General features: G+C 40.8%; 18 protein-coding genes. 16 read left to right on the top strand and 2 right to left on the bottom strand.

Annotated elements, in window-relative coordinates; genetic code table 11:
• The first annotated feature begins 116 nt into the window (after positions 1–116).
• From C5695_RS17850 to C5695_RS17800, 11 genes are all read left to right on the top strand, one after another.
• Entirely contained in the window at positions 117–701 is a 585-nt protein-coding gene (locus C5695_RS17850) for a hypothetical protein (RefSeq protein WP_233230752.1), read from the top strand.
• A gap of 198 nt (positions 702–899) precedes the next feature.
• On the top strand, positions 900–1,559 hold the full coding sequence (locus tag C5695_RS17845; RefSeq protein WP_117732111.1) for a sugar transferase: 660 nt from the start codon (positions 900–902) through the stop codon (positions 1,557–1,559).
• A gap of 18 nt (positions 1,560–1,577) precedes the next feature.
• Positions 1,578–3,029, top strand: a complete 1,452-nt coding sequence (tuaB, locus tag C5695_RS17840) for a teichuronic acid biosynthesis protein TuaB (RefSeq protein WP_117732109.1) — start codon at positions 1,578–1,580, stop codon at positions 3,027–3,029.
• Complete coding sequence (gene tuaC / locus C5695_RS17835) at positions 3,026–4,210, top strand: teichuronic acid biosynthesis protein TuaC (RefSeq protein ID WP_117732107.1); 1,185 nt, start codon at positions 3,026–3,028, stop codon at positions 4,208–4,210. Before tuaB ends, tuaC begins: the two co-directional genes overlap by 4 nt.
• Positions 4,211–4,285: 75 nt before the next feature.
• Complete coding sequence (gene tuaD, locus C5695_RS17830; RefSeq protein ID WP_117732105.1) at positions 4,286–5,620, top strand: UDP-glucose 6-dehydrogenase TuaD; 1,335 nt, start codon at positions 4,286–4,288, stop codon at positions 5,618–5,620.
• Positions 5,621–5,637: 17 nt separating this feature from the next.
• On the top strand, positions 5,638–6,567 hold the full coding sequence (locus tag C5695_RS17825; RefSeq protein ID WP_117732103.1) for an NAD-dependent epimerase/dehydratase family protein: 930 nt from the start codon (positions 5,638–5,640) through the stop codon (positions 6,565–6,567).
• A gap of 39 nt (positions 6,568–6,606) precedes the next feature.
• Entirely contained in the window at positions 6,607–8,064 is a 1,458-nt protein-coding gene (gene tuaE / locus C5695_RS17820) for a teichuronic acid biosynthesis protein TuaE (protein ID WP_117732101.1), read from the top strand.
• Positions 8,065–8,136: 72 nt separating this feature from the next.
• Positions 8,137–8,814, top strand: a complete 678-nt coding sequence (gene tuaF, locus C5695_RS17815; protein ID WP_117732099.1) for a teichuronic acid biosynthesis protein TuaF — start codon at positions 8,137–8,139, stop codon at positions 8,812–8,814.
• A gap of 24 nt (positions 8,815–8,838) precedes the next feature.
• Complete coding sequence (gene tuaG / locus C5695_RS17810; protein WP_117732096.1) at positions 8,839–9,594, top strand: teichuronic acid biosynthesis protein TuaG; 756 nt, start codon at positions 8,839–8,841, stop codon at positions 9,592–9,594.
• A 16-nt stretch (positions 9,595–9,610) separates the two neighbouring features.
• Positions 9,611–10,810, top strand: a complete 1,200-nt coding sequence (tuaH, locus tag C5695_RS17805; protein ID WP_117732094.1) for a teichuronic acid biosynthesis protein TuaH — start codon at positions 9,611–9,613, stop codon at positions 10,808–10,810.
• Between the two features lie 134 nt (positions 10,811–10,944).
• Complete coding sequence (locus C5695_RS17800) at positions 10,945–12,012, top strand: glycosyltransferase family 4 protein (RefSeq protein WP_117732092.1); 1,068 nt, start codon at positions 10,945–10,947, stop codon at positions 12,010–12,012.
• A 36-nt stretch (positions 12,013–12,048) separates the two neighbouring features.
• Here C5695_RS17800 and C5695_RS17795 read toward each other — a convergent pair whose 3' ends face one another.
• On the bottom strand, positions 12,049–13,149 hold the full coding sequence (locus tag C5695_RS17795) for an LCP family protein (RefSeq protein WP_117732090.1): 1,101 nt from the start codon (positions 13,147–13,149) through the stop codon (positions 12,049–12,051).
• Positions 13,134–13,802, bottom strand: coding sequence for a YigZ family protein (locus tag C5695_RS17790; RefSeq protein WP_117732088.1), 669 nt, complete (start codon positions 13,800–13,802; stop codon positions 13,134–13,136). The genes C5695_RS17795 and C5695_RS17790 overlap by 16 nt, the downstream gene beginning before the upstream one ends.
• Positions 13,803–14,023: 221 nt before the next feature.
• Here C5695_RS17790 and C5695_RS17785 point away from each other — a divergent pair, with 221 nt between their 5' ends.
• The 5 genes from C5695_RS17785 to C5695_RS17765 all read left to right on the top strand — a co-directional run bounded on the left by C5695_RS17785 (position 14,024) and on the right by C5695_RS17765 (position 18,856).
• Positions 14,024–15,199, top strand: coding sequence for a two-component sensor histidine kinase DegS (locus C5695_RS17785; RefSeq protein WP_117732086.1), 1,176 nt, complete (start codon positions 14,024–14,026; stop codon positions 15,197–15,199).
• Between the two features lie 64 nt (positions 15,200–15,263).
• A complete protein-coding gene (gene degU / locus C5695_RS17780) occupies positions 15,264–15,953 on the top strand; it encodes a two-component system response regulator DegU (RefSeq protein ID WP_008348273.1) in 690 nt (229 codons plus the stop codon).
• Between the two features lie 217 nt (positions 15,954–16,170).
• Positions 16,171–17,013 carry a DegV family protein gene (locus C5695_RS17775; protein WP_117732084.1) on the top strand — a complete coding sequence of 281 codons (843 nt, stop codon included), beginning with the start codon at positions 16,171–16,173 and terminating at the stop codon, positions 17,011–17,013.
• Between the two features lie 120 nt (positions 17,014–17,133).
• Positions 17,134–18,513: an ATP-dependent helicase ComFA gene (locus tag C5695_RS17770; protein ID WP_272866845.1), complete on the top strand. Its 1,380-nt coding sequence runs from the start codon at positions 17,134–17,136 to the stop codon at positions 18,511–18,513.
• 49 nt (positions 18,514–18,562) lie between these two features.
• Complete coding sequence (locus tag C5695_RS17765; RefSeq protein ID WP_117732082.1) at positions 18,563–18,856, top strand: late competence protein ComFB; 294 nt, start codon at positions 18,563–18,565, stop codon at positions 18,854–18,856.
• The last annotated feature ends 32 nt before the right edge of the window (positions 18,857–18,888 follow it).

Genomic DNA, 18,888 nt, shown 5'->3' with positions numbered 1-18,888 from the left:
TCAGTGTCAAGTTAAAAATACATTTCATTTTTGGTTATCTTTGTTATAATTGAAACATAGAAGGTGAATGGTTTACGCATAAATCTTCAAACAGCAAATCGACAAATCATGAAGAGGTGACGATCTTGAAAAAATTAATCACAATGCCGTTTCTAGTATTGCTTCTAGGTGTATTGCTCACAGCATGCGGCACAACAAATGAATCAAGCGACAACAATAAGGATACTAGCAAAAAAGAAACAACCGAAGCGGCTGATCAAAACAAAGATAATGCTTCAGACGACGAAAAAACAGAAGATCAGTCTTCAAATGAAAAAGCAGATGATCAAAGCAAAGAAACAGCTGCACAAACAGAAGAGCAAGCTGGTCAATCTGATGAAGAGTCAAAAGACAGCTCAAGTAAAGAAATTACAAAAGAAGAACCTGCTAAAGATCAATCCAAAACTGATTCTAAAACAAAAAAAGAATCAACAACAAATACGAAAAATGAAGTCACCAAAGAAGGCACATATGTCGGTTTGGCTGATGGACATACAATTGCTGTGAATATTGATGGAAAAGAAGTCGCCATCCAATTCGGGAATGCTTTTTCTAAACAAGTGAACAGCTTAAAAGAAGAATCAAAAGTGAAAGTCACCTATACAAAAGATGCAAACGGAACCCTTCGATTAAAAACCATCGAATCCGTAAAGGCAAAATAAAGAAAAGACCCGGAGACCCGCAGAATTGCGGGTCTTTTTTACGTTGAAAAGGGCATAACTTGATATAAGCGCTCATTCTTAACACAGTTTTACAAGACTTAACAGCGCATTTACATTTGCTTAATGTTGCTCTGCTAAACTGACTTTCATAGAACATCTCTTTACACAACAACTATTTTGATGGTGAGGTGCAGGTCAGTGAGTGCAGAGAAAGCGATGAATCTTTATAGAGAATATGAAGTGAGACGAAACCACTCTTTTGCCTTAACAGAACATATGGTTCGTTATTTATTTGCCAAACGTTTCATAGATGTCATGTTCTCGTTCATCGGATTGATGTTGAGTACGCCAATCATTTTGCTGTTTGCTCTTTTGATTAAGCTAGAAACGCCGGGGCCAGCCTTTTATATGCAGGAAAGGGTCGGGAAAGATGGTGTTTACTTTAAGTTATGGAAGCTCAGATCAATGAGAACCGACGCAGAAAGCGGAGGAGCGAAATGGGCACAAAAAAATGACCCGCGTATTACCAAAGTGGGTGCCTTCATCCGAAAAACAAGAATTGATGAACTCCCGCAATTTATCAACGTGTTAAAAGGAGAAATGAGTATCGTAGGTCCTCGGCCGGAAAGACCGATGTTTACCGCAGAATTTAATCGGACGATTCCAGGTTTTACGAAAAGATTAACGGTCAAGCCGGGGCTGACAGGTCTTGCTCAAGTAAATGGGGGTTATGAAATGAGTCCGAGTGAGAAATTAACACACGACTTACAGTATATTCAAAACTTGACATTCTCTCTTGACACGAAGATTATGGTAAAAACGTTAAAAGTCATCATGACGGGTGACGGAGCCAGATAAGTAAAGTAGGGAAGAGAAATGGCAAGTATGAAAAAACGCATGCTAGGCGGGGCGAAATGGACAAGCTTGTCCGCATTCATCATTACGATCATCCAAATGGCACAGTTCGCTTTCTTAGGGAATGTGATGTCACTGAAGGAGTTTGGACTCGTTGGTATGATCACAACTGTCACAATATTTACGCAGATTTTGCTTGATCTAGGGATTGGGGCAGCGATCATTCAAAAGGAACAAGCAACAGAACGACAACTATCTACATTATATTGGATCAACTTGCTCACAGGAATTGTCTTATTTTGTTTACTTATTCTAGTAAGTCCGATGATTGCAGCCTTCTATAGCAGGCCAGAGCTAGAGGGACTGCTCAAACTATTATCGATCATGTTTCTGATTGCACCAATTGGACAGCAATACCAGTATATGATGCAAAAGGATTTAGCCTTTAAAACATTAAGTACCATTGAAGCCATTGCAACCTTGATATCGCTGTTTGTTTTACTCGCTTTGGCCTTCTTCATCAACCCGATTGTTGCTTATGTTATTTCTCAAGTGATGCTGCAATCAGGAAAAGGACTCATGTATGCAGCAGCTTATTGGAAGAAGTGGCGGCCAGCCCCCGTTTTTGCATTAGGGGAAGTGAAAGAATTTTTCTCATTCGGTGCATTCCAGCTTGCATCCAGACTAGTCAATCGAGCAGGATCGAACATCGACATGATTTTAATCGGCCGATTTCTAGGAGCCGAGGCATTAGGTATTTACAGCTTGGCGTATCAAATTGTGACGATTCCTGTGCTGAAGATTAACCCAATCGTGACGAGAGTGGCTTTCCCTATTTTTGCAAAAAGTCAGCGTGATCACTCCATGCTGCGAGAGGGCTTTCTCAGTATGACGAATATGCTCGCACTGATTAGTTTTCCATTATTAATCGGCCTTGCTGCCGTATCAGATAGCTTTATAGAAGTAGTGTTTGGCGAGAAATGGCTCGTAGCCGTTCCGGTTCTTAACATTTTGTGCATTGTCGGCCTTCTGCGAGTGCTGATGAATCCAAATGGATCCATCCTCCTTGCCAAAGGGAGAGCAGATTTAGCCTTTTATTGGGATACGGGGATGCTTCTTGTGTATGGATGCGCCTTATATGCTGGTGTTAGCACAGGGAGTCTGCTCACGGTCGCTTGGGTTTACTCAGGTGTCAGCCTGCTCAACTTTATTGTCGGCAGATGGCTCATGGCGTATGTCATTCAGCTAGATATGAAGGTGTATTTAAACTCACTTGGCAAGCCTGCTGTTATGACGTTGCTCATGGCTGTCTGTGCGGTTTTCTTGCATCAAGGAATGAAGCTGACGTCAGTGGATATTTTCCTTCAATTACTACTGACGGTTTGTGTCAGTGCTGTATTGTATGGCTTGCTGCTCATCAAAATGTATCCGCAGGTGGCAGATAAATTATCGAGAAGAGGTCGTTCGTCATGAAGGTGCTGTGGCTGACAAGTGTATATCCTAGCGAAAAACATCCAAGTGAAGGCGTGTTCCATGAAACGCAGGTGCAGGAGCTGCTCAAACAAGGAATAGAAGTGACCGTCATTTGTCCAAATCCAGTCAATCCACCGGTTTTACGCATGCTGAAGGCATCCTATCGGCAGAAAAAAGATTTGCCTGAACAGGAAAAGAGAAACGGAGTGACGGTATACAGACCGCACTATACAGCGATTCCTGGACAGTTGAAATGGGCACAGCCGAGTAAACGAATCGCGGCTTCTGTTCTCGGCGCTATGCAGCGTTATCAGCTGTCACCAGATTTTATCCATGCGCACTTTGCAATGCCGTCTGGCGGAGCAGCTGCTGTCATTCAAAAAGAAGCGCATATCCCGTATCTTTTGACCTTACATGGCAGTGATGTGAATGTGTATCCGGGCTATAGCAAAGGGGCACATGCAGCCTTTGAAAGGGCGGTGAAACAGGCAGCTACTGTACTGACAGTGAGCGAGGAGCTTGCTAAAAAGACAAATGATATGACAAAGGTGGAAGCGCAATGTCTTCCGCTTGGTATCCCGCTCCAATCATTTTCTAAAGGGAAAGAGAATCAAGAAGACATCCGAAGGCAGTTAGGGTTACCGCTTCACGACAAGCTCATTGTTTTCGTCGGGCGTTTAGTCAAAGAGAAGGGCCTGCTTGAATTAGCTGATGCTGTCAGCGGCATGGATGGTGTGAAAGCAGTCTTTGTCGGAAAAGGCCCCCTTGCAAAGGAGCTGGCAGAACGGGTAGGGGAATCCATTTTACTGCCAGGGCAAGTGCCGAATGAGAGTGTGAAAGACTACTTAATGGCAGCTGATGTGTTTGCACTTCCATCCTATAGTGAAGGAATGCCAACCGTCGTCCTTGAGGCGCTTGCTTTAAAAGTACCTGTCATTGCGACACGGGTTGGTGGACTCCCATCCTTATTTTCTACCTATCAACACCTGCTCGTTGAACCACGTTCGACAAGTCAGCTAAAAGAGGCCATTCACGCCTACCTTTATGAAAACAGATGGAATGAGCAAGTGAAAAGCGATCTTCATGAAATCGTCCAGATAGAATATTCATCAGCTAATAATACGAAGCGTCTCATTCAGCAATATGAAAAGGTGCTTACCCAATCAACATCCATCGTTTAAACAAGATGAAATGTGCAAAGAATGGTAGATAAACAGCTTGGAACGGACAATATGCTTTTACTGAGAGGATGAAAAATATTGAAGAAAATTGCTGTGATTGGAACAGGGTATGTCGGGTTAGTATCGGGTACTTGTTTTGCTGATATCGGAAATCGTGTCATCTGCTGTGACATTGATGAATCAAAAATCAACAGCTTAAAAAGCGGAGTCGTTCCCATCTATGAACCGGGTTTAAAGGAATTGATTGAAACGAATACAGAAGAAGGAAGACTGCTTTTTACAACCAATATTCCTGCTGCTATCCGGGAATCAGAGATTATCTATATTGCTGTAGGAACACCGATGACACCACAGGGAGAAGCAGATTTAACGTTCGTAAAAGCCGTTGCTCAAACTATTGGTGAACATCTAAATGGATACAAAGTCATTGTGAATAAAAGTACGGTTCCCGTGGGCACAGGTCGTCTTGTTAAGGCCATAGTAGAGAAAGCTTCACGAAGTAAATATCCCTTTGACGTTGTATCAAATCCAGAATTTCTTAGAGAAGGCTCTGCTATTAAAGATACGATGAGTATGGAGCGAGTGGTCATAGGGTCTACAAGTTCTCATGCATCGGAGATCATTAAGGAGTTACATGAACCATTTCAAACAGTAGTGGTTGAAACCAATCTAGAAAGTGCAGAGATGATTAAATACGCAGCAAATGCGATGCTTGCAACCAAAATTTCTTTTATCAATGATATTGCCAATATTTGCGATCGGGTGGGTGCAGATGTTGAGAAAGTATCAGAAGGCGTTGGTCTAGATAGCCGAATTGGACAAAAGTTTTTAAAAGCGGGAGTCGGGTTTGGAGGTTCCTGCTTCCCAAAAGATACAAAGGCGCTATTAAAAATAGCTGAAACAGTAGGCTATCGTTTTAAACTAATTGAATCAGTTGTCGAAACAAATACACATCAACGAGCGTATCTCGTGAAGAAATTGATGGATGTCTATGGTGACATAAAGGGAAAAACGATCTCTGTATTAGGATTGGCATTTAAACCTAATACAAATGATTTAAGATCCTCTCCTGCTCTTGATATTATTCCAATGCTGCAAGATCTAGGAGCTTATGTAAAAGCGTATGACCCAATTGCTCACTTAGAAGCGAAGAAGATCCTTGGGAACCAAACGATATTTAGTGACAATCTATATCAAACAATAGAACATTCAGATGCCTGTTTAATCTTGACTGAATGGGAAGAAGTATTAAAAATGGATATGGAGAAAGTCAGAAGACTACTTCAACGTCCAGTTATCATTGATGGACGTAATATATTTGAACCAGAACAAATGAGAAAAAACGGTTTTATTTATCATTCGATCGGTCGTCCTCATGTACAGGATGTTAAGATGTTATTAGAAGCTTGATTTTAGGAGGAACTTGGATGAAGAAAGTATTGGTAACTGGAGGTAGTGGATTTATAGGTTCACATACTGTTGAAAAATTAATAGAAAAGGGATATGAGGCCATCGTGCTTGATAACTTTTCAACCGGTAGAAAGGAAAATATTGCACATTTATCTGTTCAATGTATTGAAGAGGATTTAACAAAACCAGAAGCGGTTGAAATCATTAAACAAGTCGCGCCGGATTATATTATTCATCTTGCCGCACAAGTGAGTGTAGCCGTTTCCGTTCAGGATTTCGTTTATGACGAAGAAGTGAATATTAAAGGATCTCTGCATGTGATCAAAGCTGCTTCAGAGGCTGGTGTTAAGAAAGTGGTATTTGCCTCATCGGCCGCTGTCTATGGAGATCCAGTGTATCTACCAGTAGACACCGCTCACAGGCTGAAGCCTGGTTCGCCTTATGGCTTATCGAAACTCACAGTAGAGCGTTACTTAGAAATGGCAAAATCACTGTATGATGTAGACTATTGTATTCTTCGGTACAGCAATGTGTATGGTCCGCGCCAAGATGCACTTGGCGAAGGCGGGGTTGTCTCTATTTTCTCTGATAAATTTGCAAAGGATGAGGCTCCTTACATTTTTGGAGACGGAGAGCAAACAAGAGATTTTATCTATGTGGGTGATCTTGCAGCAGCGAATGTTGCGGCTTTAACAGCTCAATCAAACGTTTGTTTAAATATCTCGTGTGGTGATTCGATCACTGTGAATGATCTGTTTCAAACAATGAAACGGGTGACGAGGTCACAACTTGAACCAATTTACAAGCCGCAGCGTGTAGGAGATATTGTGCATAGTACATTGGCAAATGAGGAAACGAAACAAGTCTTAGCATGGGAGCCTGTTGTGAGTTTACAGGAAGGTTTGACTCATACCATTTCTTACTATGAACAGGAAGTCAAGGCTTAATCCCTCAAATCGGATGGGTTGCTTAGGAGGAAAATGGGTATGAGTGTGAAACAAACAGCATGGCAAATCATGATTGGATGTATTTTGTTTGCGGTGGGGATCGGTCTTGTACAAATGGCATCCGTCCAGCCTGTCGGATTAAAGAAGATGGTGGCTGTTCCGGTTATACTTTTAATCCTGTCTGCTGCTCTCGTGTTAATGAAGCTATACATGAATGGTGAGCAAATCTTCATGTCAGCCATCTATCTTTTGATTGCATTGACCTTTTTCAACAACGCATTCTTCTCTATTAGTGCCGGGTTCTTTAGTCTTTTTCTTTACCGTATCATGCTCATCGCCGTCTTTGCTTTATTCCTATGGCGGATGAGAGATAAGGGGTCGTACATATCGCAGTGGCAGCAGATTCGTGTCAAAGGAATTCTTGGTTTTTTCGCTGCATGGTTTCTTTACGGGCTCATCTCACTGCTCTGGGCCCATTCAGTCACAGACGGTCTGAAATATATGTCTTTGCTTGCCATGGGGATGGGATTTGTCTTTCTGATCGTCATGTACATTCAGCGACTGGATCAAGTGGTTACTTTTTATAGCATTTGGCTGGTCATGACTGTGTTTGTGATGGGGATTGGATTCTATAATCACTTTACGTTGAACCATTTACCGAATACCTCATTGTATCTTGGACCAGCGTATAAACAGCACTATCCTACATCTGTCTTTTTTAATCAAAATGACTTTGCGACGTTTTTATCGATTAGTTTCTTCTTATATCTTGCGTGTATGCGCCAAATGAAAAACGGTTATCTCAAAGTGTTTGGATTTTTAGGCGCAATTGCCGCACTGTATCTCATTTTGTTAACCGAATCCCGAGCTAGTTTGCTTGGCATATTTGCAGGAGTGGCGATCTATGTGTGGCTGCTGCTGCCGCGTTTTCTCAAAAAGTGGTCAATCATCGCAGCAAGCGGACTGGTAGTCATCGGTATCGCTGTTTTTTCAGCCAAAATTTATTCGATCTTTTACGACTTGTTTCTCGCTTCTCAGGTCGCGCATTCTTTTAGTGAACCACTCCCGTCTAACATTGCGAGAGCGAATTTGATCAAAAATGCTTGGCACTTCTTTACGAATTCATACGGTTTCGGGGTCGGAGCGGGGAATGTGTCTTACTACTTAGCTCATTTTTCGATCTTTGATACAGACCAGGTGGTAGAAGTGCACAATTGGCTCCTAGAAGTGATGACGAATTTTGGATTTGCGATCATGCTGGGGTATATCTCCGTATACGCCTATCTCATGTTCACACTGTACAAACAATACCAATGGGCTGACTCAAGATCGGCAAAAATGATCATTGAAGGGTTGTTTGCAGCCATGCTAAGCTTTCTCGTTTCAAGTATCAGTCCTAGTTCCGTCTCAAATTTATATTTCCACTGGGTCTTTTTGGGGCTGGTGATCGCAGCGGTGAATATGTTGAAAAACAAACAACGACTCAAGCTGTGGTAAACCATGTGTGATGCTGTGTGTGTATGGCTACACTAGTGAAAGAGCAAATACGTCAATGTTGGGAGAATGAACATGTCTGGTTTCATATCTAGAATAGCGAAGCGAATCAAAAAGTATATCGTATGGCTCATACTGCTGCCTGTCGTATTAGGCGCTTTTGGTTTCTTTTTTGCCAAAGGAACAGCCCAGCAATCTAGCTACACAGCTGCAGTTACCCTCACACTTGGTAAATATGATGATGGAGTGTATAACAATATCGCAGAAGTGACATCTCTATTAAAAAGCGACGCCTTTCTCAATGAAGCACTCAGTGATGTGAAAGAAGAAGAAAGGCAGGATGTGAAAACTCGTCTCATCCTTACCAACCAATCAGATACACAATTACAGCTGTCTTTCACAGATGCCGATAAGGAACGTGCTTTGGCTGTCGTGAAGCAGGTATCGGAAACGTTTCTCAAGCAAGACAAAGCATTATTTACAAAAAGGCAGCAGGTCATTGAAAATAGATTAGCTGCTCTTGAAGACGAATCTGTCAGTAATGACTCCAAAGTTGATAAAGAACGATTCTTATATGAATTGGAGTCTACAAAGCTTGGCATGAAGCAGGCAAAGATTGTCGATCCTGCCCAAGTACTTGATGAAGGCAATAAGGGCATGTCAGCCAAAAAACGCGCACTACTTGGACTGGTCATTGGCTTTAGTATCTCGCTCATGTTTGTGGTCTTACCCGAAGTGTTCAAAGAATCTTAATGATGAACTGGAGATGAGTCTTAGGTGAACAATCAACCGTTAGTATCCATTATTACACCGGCGTATAATGCGGAACGTTATTTAACGGATACAGTTCATTCCGTTTTTGCCCAAACCTATTCCAACTGGGAGCTGATCATTGCAGATGATTGTTCTACAGATGGAACTAGAAAGCTGTTAGGGGATTTAAGTCAAGCGGACGACAGAATCAACGTCATTTATTTAGAGGAAAATGGGGGAGCCGCCATTGCTAGAAACACTGCCATTAAACAAGCAAAAGGGCGATTTATCGCTTTTTTAGACAGCGATGATAAGTGGAAAGAGACGAAGCTCGAAAAACAGGTAGACTTCATGCTGACAAATGATTATGCCTTTACCTTTACGGCGTATGACATCATTGCAGAAAATGGGGAACCACTAGAAAAAACCGTCACTGCCCCTGCGAGATTGAATTATAATGAAGCCTTGAAAAATACCATTATTGGCTGTTTAACGGTCATGCTTGATCTTGAGAAGGTAGGACATGTAGAAATGCCAAACATCCGCACAAGACAAGACTTAGCTACGTGGCTGTCTATATTAAAAAGAGGATTTACAGCCTATGGTATGAGCGAACCACTCAGTGAATATCGCATCGTTGGAAACTCGATTTCTAGCAACAAGTGGAAAGCAGCGAAAAAAACGTGGTTTGTTTACAGAGAAATTGAGCAGCTTCATTTTGTCAAAGCGTCTTGGTGCTTTATGCACTATGCGACAAATGCTGTGAAGAAGCGTTTATAAACAGAAGAGGAAAAAGGTGATACAGGTGAAAGCAGACTCGATCATACATGTTGTCGTAGCGACAGGAGAATGGGGACAGGACGGCCTGAGATATAGACGGCATCGGCTGGCAGAATTTCTAGCATCTGATCCAGAAACGAAAGAGGTCATCTGGGTATGCCCATCAGCATCTCGTCATTCAGCCCCCTTTCAGCCTATAACGGATCGAATGAAGCAATTGACTATTCCTGATGTTCTCAAGAATAAATTATTTCGCTTTGGCCGATATCAAGACATGTTCTATATTCATAAATTGTCCCCTCTTCTTGAGCATTTGCGGCAGGAGGAAAAGAAGGGGATCGACGTTTGTTTATGGTATACGTTTCCTGGCTTTCCGCTGTTATCTTCTTTATTTGAATGGAAGCATATCGTCTATGATTGCAGTGACCTATGGGGAGAGCCGATAAGTGGCAACCATAACATTCTTTCTTATATGAGGCAGCGTGTCATTGTCAAAGCAGAAAATCGAATCATTAAATACGCACACAGCATTACATGCTCTTCCCAATACTTACACGATCAAATGAAGAAACGCCTCATGGGTGAACCGAAAGACGTGTTTACAGTAGAAAATGGCGTCGAGTACGATGTGTTTGCGAAAAGCAATCTTCCATGTAAAGAAGATGTGCTGGAAGGAAGAGAAGGAACCGTCCTCGGTTTTATTGGCGGAATTAAACCGAAGCTCGATTTTGACATGATAGCTGAAGCTGCTCGCATGCGGCCTGATTGGACATTTTTATTTGTCGGTCCAGATGGAACAAATGGAGATCCATCTTTTCAGCATGCACTCAAACTCCCAAATGTCATTTGGACAGGTGCTGTGGCACCAGAAGAAGTCCCTGCTTATATGAAGCTCATTGATGTAGGGATGATGCCATACAAACAATCTCCTTACAATCAAGCAGTGTTTCCTCTCAAGCTATATGAATTTTTAGCCGCTGGAATACCGGTTGTCGGTTTAAATCTCCCGTCAACGGAAAGGCTAAAAGAGAATGATGTGTATGAATATTTAGAGGGCGAAGATCCGGCGCTCTTCGTAGAAGCCTGTCTGAAAGTGATCAGCAAAAAAGACGACATGACATATAAACATCTAAGACAAAGCCGTGCGAAGAAAAAAGATTGGCACGCGCTGTTCACAAACATGGTAGAGCTAACGAATATTAAAGAAAACGCATAATTCATTCAGGATTGTGCGTTTTTATTTGTTTCTTCTTCACCGGGGGAGCTTGTGATCATCCTCTATTCAATTGTATAATGGAAAGAGCGGCCAATATACAAAATACAGATTTCAATTTAGAAGGAGACTGACCTATGGATTACGAACGCGCCTTATTAGCGTTTTTTGTCTCTCTGGCTACAGTTTTAATTGTGACACCAATCGTCAAAAAGTTTGCAATTAAGATTGGTGCAGTGGACCAGCCGAATAAACGAAAAGTTCATGATAAAGTAATGCCTCGAATGGGCGGTTTGGCAATTTTTATTGGGGTAGCGGCTGGAGCATTAGCAGGCGGGCTGTTTCTACATAATAAAATTACAGCAATTTCAGTTGGTGCCGTACTCATCGTCGTTTTAGGTATATTTGATGATAAATATAATTTAAGTGCAAAATTTAAATTTCTCGTACAAGTTCTTGTTGCTTGTTTGATTGTGAGCACGGGCTTAAAAATGGACTTTTTCTCTGTTCCTTTCTTAACTGATCGAATTGAGTTAGGCTGGATGGCATATCCCCTAACTGTGCTATGGATTGTCGGTATCACAAATGCCATTAATTTAATTGACGGCCTTGATGGACTGGCTGCCGGTATTTCCGTCATCGGTTTATCAACGATTGCAGTGATGGCATTTTCTGCTGATAAGATTCTCATTCTTTCTTTATCTCTTGTCGTCATTGGCAGTACGATTGGCTTTCTCTTTTACAACTTTCATCCGGCGAAGATATTTATGGGGGATACCGGTTCACTATTTTTAGGCTATATGATTTCGGTACTGTCACTTTTAGGGCTATACAAAAGTGTCACTCTATTTAGCGTCGTTGTCCCCGTAATCATTCTAGGTGTTCCTATCTTTGATACGACCTTTGCAATCATTAGACGCATATTAAACAAACAGCCGATTTCAGCCCCTGATAAATCACATATTCATCATCGACTTATGGCTTTTGGCTTGTCCCATCGTATGGCGGTCATCGTCATTTACATGATTGGCTTAGTCTTTAGTTTAAGTGCCATTTTACTGACTAGTGTCACGATCTGGCTATCGCTGATCATTATCTTTTTACTGGTGATGTTTATGCAAGTGATTGCGGAAGTCACGGGTTTGGTGAACGAAGAGTTCAAACCATTTACGAAATTCTATAAACGAATGGTCAAAAGACAATAAAAAAACAGCCCGTTCCTTGGAACTGGGCTGTTTTTATTATTGTCCAGGTGTGTTGGTCGAAGGGGTAGTTGTATCACTTGACCCTGTTTCACCAGAGGACGGATTGGTTTGTGAATCTGTATCTGTTTCAGTCGGCGAAGATTCAGCAGGAAGTTTTAAATGCGTCCGTAATTCATTTTGAACGTTAGCTAGATTGGTTTGATCTGGCTCAAAGTAATACGTTCGATTTGGACCTAAGTAACTGTCTGTTCCTTTAATAGAAAGTGTTTCTGTGTCGTCTCCTTTAAATCCGCTGTAGATTTGCTGAAGCGCAAGACCTTCTGTAATACGGAAATTTGTCGTAATGTGATCACTTACTTCCTTAGCGATGTTATCGACGTTGGCAATGTTATTCGGCTTCGCCATTTGATCAATCATTGCGCGCAAAATTTGTTTCTGACGATCATTACGTCCGAAATCACCGCGTGGATCTTGTTTTCTCATCCGAGCGTAAGCAAGTGCTTCTTCCCCGTTTAAATGCATATTGCCTTTTTTGAAATAAATCTTTTTCGATTTTTTCACATCACTTTTTTCGTTGAAGTCAAATGGAACATCGATATCAATTCCGCCTACTTCATCAATGACATCCTTGAATCCGTCAAAATCAACGGTTGCATATTTATCAATCGGAATATTTAAGAATTGTTCGACAGTTTCAATCGTTTCGTCTTTTCCACCTTTAGCAAATGCTGCATTGATCTTTTCTTTGTTTCCTGTCGTGTCACTTGCAAGCTGTACCCGTGTGTCACGAGGGATACTAACCATTTTCATCGTTTTGTCTTGCGGATTAATTGTTGCGACAATGAGTGAATCTGATCGGCCATGATCACCATTTGTGGCATAATCCTCAATTCCAACAAATAGTACAGAGAAAGGTTTCTTCTTAATATCAATGACAGCATCACGAAGATTCGATTTCTCTCCGCGGTTTAGTTCATCATATGTTTTGTCAGCAGCTTGAAGTGTATTGACTATTTTATATACTGCAAATCCACCCATGCAGATGATAAGAAGCAAAAATAAGACCAGAATACGTTTGAAAATTTTTTTCTTCTTACTCTTTTTCTTTCGTACACGCACTTTTACTCGCTGTGCCATTCATCTGTCTCCTTTATCGGACCAATGTCCTTTTCTAAATAAATCAATTCGCCTTCTTTTGTCACGCTTTTTCCATTTGTCAGTTCAGTCATCCATTCAATGAACTGCGCTGTTTGTGTTTCTTCTACATACGTCTCAAAAATAACATCTTCTGCATAATGAATTTCTTTTAACTGAAAAGATGAGGCTCTAAGCTCATTCTCTACCTTTCCAAGCCATGTATAATCTATTGTTGTGTGCATTGTACGCATTAAACAGCGTTCTACCATTCCAACATGATTGATGGCTTCTGATACAGATTTTCCGTAGGCACGAATCAATCCACCGGCGCCGAGCTTAATTCCGCCGAAATAACGAGTAACCACGACAACTGTATCTTTCATTTTCCGTTTTTTCAACACTTCGAGCATTGGCACACCTGCTGTACCGCTTGGTTCACCATCATCATTCGCTTTTTGAATCAGATCATGTTCACCAATGAGGTAGGCGGAACAATTATGTGTGGCATTCCAATGTTGTTTTTTTATGGATTGTATAAATGCTTGTGCTTCTTCTTCAGAGACAGCACGCTGTATATGACAAATAAAACGTGATTTTTCAATGACGATCTCATGCTCGCCACGACTTTTTACTGTAAGATAGCGATTCAGCAAACGACTTACCCTCCTGAAAAACAAATTGTAAGACTAGAGAAAATTTGCATTGATTTTAGAATTTTACAGCGTATTTTGTTATGATGATAGGAGCGGAAAAAGGGTCGTCATAAAAACTTCATGATTTATACGCATTCTTTCATTATAATTCGACATAAAATGCAGATCAATGACATTTATAATAAAAAAAGATGACATCACTGTTACGGGAGGGAAAAGCCATGACAACACCAAAAATGGATCCGAAATTATTGGATTCAATCATCATGAAAATGCTAAGTACAGTTGATGGCAGCAAGGACGAAGTATTTAGGATAGGCGAACAGTCCCGTCAACAATATGAAAGCCTAGTAGAAGAGCTGAAGCAAATCAAGCAGCAAGTAAACGAAGTGATTGATTTTGGGGATAAACTAGAAGTCCATACGAGACATGCTAGAAATCGCTTATCTGAGGTCAGCAGAAACTTCAACAAATTTAGCGAAGAAGAAATACGAGAGGCCTACGAAAAAGCACATAATCTGCAAGTAGAACTCACCATGATCCAGCAGCGCGAAAAGCAGCTAAGAGAAAGAAGAGACGATCTGGAAAGACGATTATTAAGCCTGCAAGACGTCATTGAACGCTCTGAAACGCTTGTGAGTCAAATCACAGTTGTTCTCAACTATCTCAATCAGGACTTACGCCAAGTCGGCGTTTTACTTGAAGATGCTCAAGCAAAGCAAGATTTTGGGCTTAGAATTATTGAAGCCCAGGAAGAGGAGCGCAAAAGGGTGTCCCGGGAAATTCATGACGGTCCGGCTCAAATGCTGGCAAACGTGATGATGCGCTCAGAGTTAATTGAACGGATTTTCAGAGACCGAGGTACCGAAGAAGGCTTTAAAGAAATTAGAAGTCTCAGACAGAATGTGCGAAATGCTCTGTACGAAGTGAGAAGAATCATTTATGATTTAAGACCGATGGCTTTAGATGATTTGGGTCTCATTCCGACGCTAAGAAAATATTTAAACACAATCGAAGAATATGATGGGAAAACCAAGATTAAGTTCCAATGCCTAGGGGATACAGAAAGCGAAAGAATTGCTTCACAATTTGAAGTAGCACTATTTAGACTAGCCCAAGAAGCAGTCACAAATTCACTAAAGCATTCTGAAGCTGAAGAAATCTCTGTCAAAGTAGAAGTGACGAAAGACTTTGTCACGTTAATTATCAAAGACGATGGAAAAGGCTTTGATATGAAAGATGTGAAAACAAACAAAAACAAATCCTTCGGTTTACTTGGCATGAAAGAACGCGTAGACTTACTGGAAGGTAAAATGACGATAGACTCTAAAATAGGTCTAGGGACATTCATCATGATTCGCGTGCCATTAACATTGCAAAATAAAATTGTAAAATAGAGACAAAAGACATATTGACCATAAAGTTCAGGTGTAGAACAATAAACATGGGGAGGCGTAGCTTGTGACTAAAGTAAATATTGTAATTATTGATGACCACCAATTATTCCGTGAAGGTGTCAAACGGATTTTAGATTTTGAACCTACTTTTGAAGTAGTTGCAGAAGGAGACGACGGTGACGAAGCTGCACGTATCGTAGAGCACTATCATCCGGATGTTGTCATTATGGACATTAATATGCCGAATGTAAATGGTGTGGAGGCTACAAAGCAGTTAGTTGAGCTTTATCCCGAATCAAAAGTCATTATTCTATCTATTCATGACGATGAAAACTATGTGACACATGCATTGAAAACAGGTGCAAGAGGTTACCTGTTAAAAGAAATGGATGCAGACACGCTCATTGAAGCAGTGAAAGTCGTAGCTGACGGAGGATCTTATTTACATCCGAAAGTGACTCATAACTTAGTAAATGAATTCAGACGCCTAGCGACTAGTGGTGTTTCAGCACATCCACAGCACGAGGTATATCCTGAAATTCGCAGACCACTTCATATCTTAACAAGACGTGAGTGTGAAGTACTGCAAATGTTAGCTGACGGAAAGAGCAATAGAGGAATTGGTGAGTCGCTCTTTATTAGTGAGAAAACAGTCAAAAACCACGTGAGTAACATTTTACAAAAAATGAATGTAAATGACCGTACACAAGCTGTTGTTGTAGCGATTAAAAACGGTTGGGTAGAAATGAGATAATGTTCCGGACAAGCACTCCTTTTCCGCCTGTTTTTGGTTCTCTCACATGCAAGTTGGAGAGAAATGATAGGCAGGTAAGGAGTCTTTTTCGGATATAACGGGCTTGCCTATTGATTAGGCAGGCTTTTTTGATTACTATTATAAATCTAATGAAAAACAATCATCATTCTTTTAAAATAAAAAAGAGCAACTTAACGAATAAGGAAGGTATTTAAGAATGAAAATAGCCGTTGTAACAGACAGTACTGCTTATATACCACAAGAACTGCGTGATAAACATCATATTCATATGATCCCTCTGAATGTCATCTTTGGCACTGAATCATACCGTGAAGAAGTAGAAATGGATTGGAAGACATATTATGAAGAAGTCAAGAAACATAAAGATCTTCCAACAACCTCTCAGCCTGCTTTCGGTGAACTTATAGAATTATATGAAAAACTAAGTGAAACATATGATGCTGTGATTAGTATCCATCTTTCAAGTGGAATTAGCGGAACATATAATAGTGCGGCCTCAGCGAATGAACTGGTTGACGGAATTGACATTTATCCATTTGATACAGAAACTAGCTGTATGGCTCAAGGTTTTTATGTGATAGAAGCTGCTGAAAAAATTCAAGGTGGTGCTTCTCCAGAAGAAGTGATAGCCCATCTCAATCACCTGAAGGAAAATCAGAGAGCTTATTTTATGGTAGATGATTTAACTCATTTACAAAGAGGCGGCAGATTAAATGGTGCTCAGGCTTTTATTGGAAGCATCTTAAAGGTAAAGCCTTTATTGCATTTTGACAACAAGCTAATTGTCCCTTTTGAGAAGATTCGTACACGGAAAAAAGCCATTTCACGTATTTTTGAATTATTTGATGAAGATGCATCGCGTGGTGTCCCTATGAGAGCAACGCTGATACATGGTAATAGAGAAGAAGAAGCAGATGAACTAATCGCATACTTATCAGAAAAGTATCCTCATGTTGAATTTTATAAAAGCTACTTTGGTGCCGTGATTGGTACACATCTAGGTGAAGGCTCTTTAGCTCTTGGCTGGGTGATTAGATAAATCTTAAAAAACCTCTTTTCTCATAGAAAAGGGGTTTTATTTTTCTATTTTAGCTGTTGGACGGAAGGTCGCGTTTTTGTACATAATAGGCTCACATCAGTTGAAAGGTGTTTGGTGAAGTTGAACATGGACAAAGCAATGGAATTAGGACGGCAGCTGCAATCACGACAACTTCTTACCGTTGAAACAAGGTGTTCACAGTCCGATTTGGAATGGCTGGAGGAGAACGGTTTCGTCATTCGAACACCTGCCATTGAGAGAACAGCAAATGGTCTTACTTGTGGCAGGTGTGGTGTCTCTCACAAGCGGTACTTTGCTTTCTCCCCGTGTGACGTATGTCAAAAAGATTGTGTGTACTGTAGATCATGTATCATGATGGGGAAATCAACGGAATGTGGATTCCTTTATGAATGGACGGGCCCACAAATGAAAGAAACATGTCACACCAAATTAACATGGTATGGAGACCTGTCTAAAGGTCAAAAAAGAGCATCAGATAAAATGATCGAAGCGATAAAAAACAAATATGATCTACTCATCTGGGCGGTTTGCGGAGCAGGGAAAACAGAGGTACTCTTTCATGGAATTGAATTTGCTTTGCATCAAGGAATGAACGTCTGTATTGCGACACCTAGGACAGATGTTGTTCTTGAACTAGAGCCGCGGCTTAAAAAAGCATTTAAAGAATTGAATATAGCTGTCCTTTATGGAGGAAGTCCTCAAAGATTCCAAATCGCACCGCTAGTGATCGCTACAACTCACCAGTTGCTGAGATACAAAAATGCATTTGATTTGCTCATTATAGATGAAGTTGATGCCTTTCCTTATTCAATCGATGAACGTCTTCATTTTGCTGTGATAAAAGCAATGAGAAAGAAAGGGATGACGGTTTATTTAAGTGCGACGCCGTCTAAGAAAATGAGAAAAGATGTATCTCGAGGACAACTGGAAGCGACAAAAATCCCTCAACGTTTTCACCAGAAACCCTTACCTATCCCGTCCTTTCAATGGATTGGACAATGGAAAAAGAAATTAAAGAAGAACCGGCTCCCAGCTAAAGTCCTGACTTGGATGCAGAAGCATATCACAAAGAAGAGAAGGATTTTACTTTTTGTTCCTTCTATTTCTATCATGAAGAAGGTAACGAAGATTCTTAGAGAACACCGACTAAATGTAGAGGGGGTGTCTGCTGATGATCAAGATAGGAAACAAAAGGTCCAGCACTTCAGAGATGACGCTTATGATGTATTAGTTACTACCACAATTCTAGAAAGAGGCGTCACTATTCCTAACGTTCAAGTAGGGGTGCTAGGTGCGGAATCTACTATCTTTACAGAGAGTGCACTTGTCCAGATTTCTGGTAGAGCAGGAAGACATCCGGATTTTTTTAATGGGGATGTGTACTTTTTTCATTTTGGCTTAACGAGAAGTATGAAACAAGCAAAGAAGCATATTGTAAAAATGAATGATTCGGCTGAAAAAGAGTGTGGGCTCAACTAAATCATGGTACATTATATTCACAATACACAAATGGCAGGAGAGACAAAATATGCTGCTCAATGCAAAAGAAATACTACTCAAGGAAATCCTCTATCAATATCTCAACCAATTAAACATGATTTGTCACTGTGAAAAGTGTATAGAAGATGTATTAGCGATTTCACTGAATCAAGTGAAACCTCAGTATATAACCGATATCGATAAAATATCTTACAGTAAATCCGAGATGGTGGATAAACAGAAGAATACGGCCATGCTGGTCATTCTGACAGAAGCCGCTTCGAAGGTCACCACTTTTCCAAGATGCGAAAATCGACTGCCAATAAATAAGGAAATCAATTGATCTGCCTAATTTGTGAGGGGCATTTTGTTGCG

Source organism: Bacillus pumilus (assembly GCF_003431975.1).
GTDB lineage: Bacteria > Bacillota > Bacilli > Bacillales > Bacillaceae > Bacillus > Bacillus pumilus_N.
This window is presented reverse-complemented; position numbering and strand designations above follow the sequence as displayed.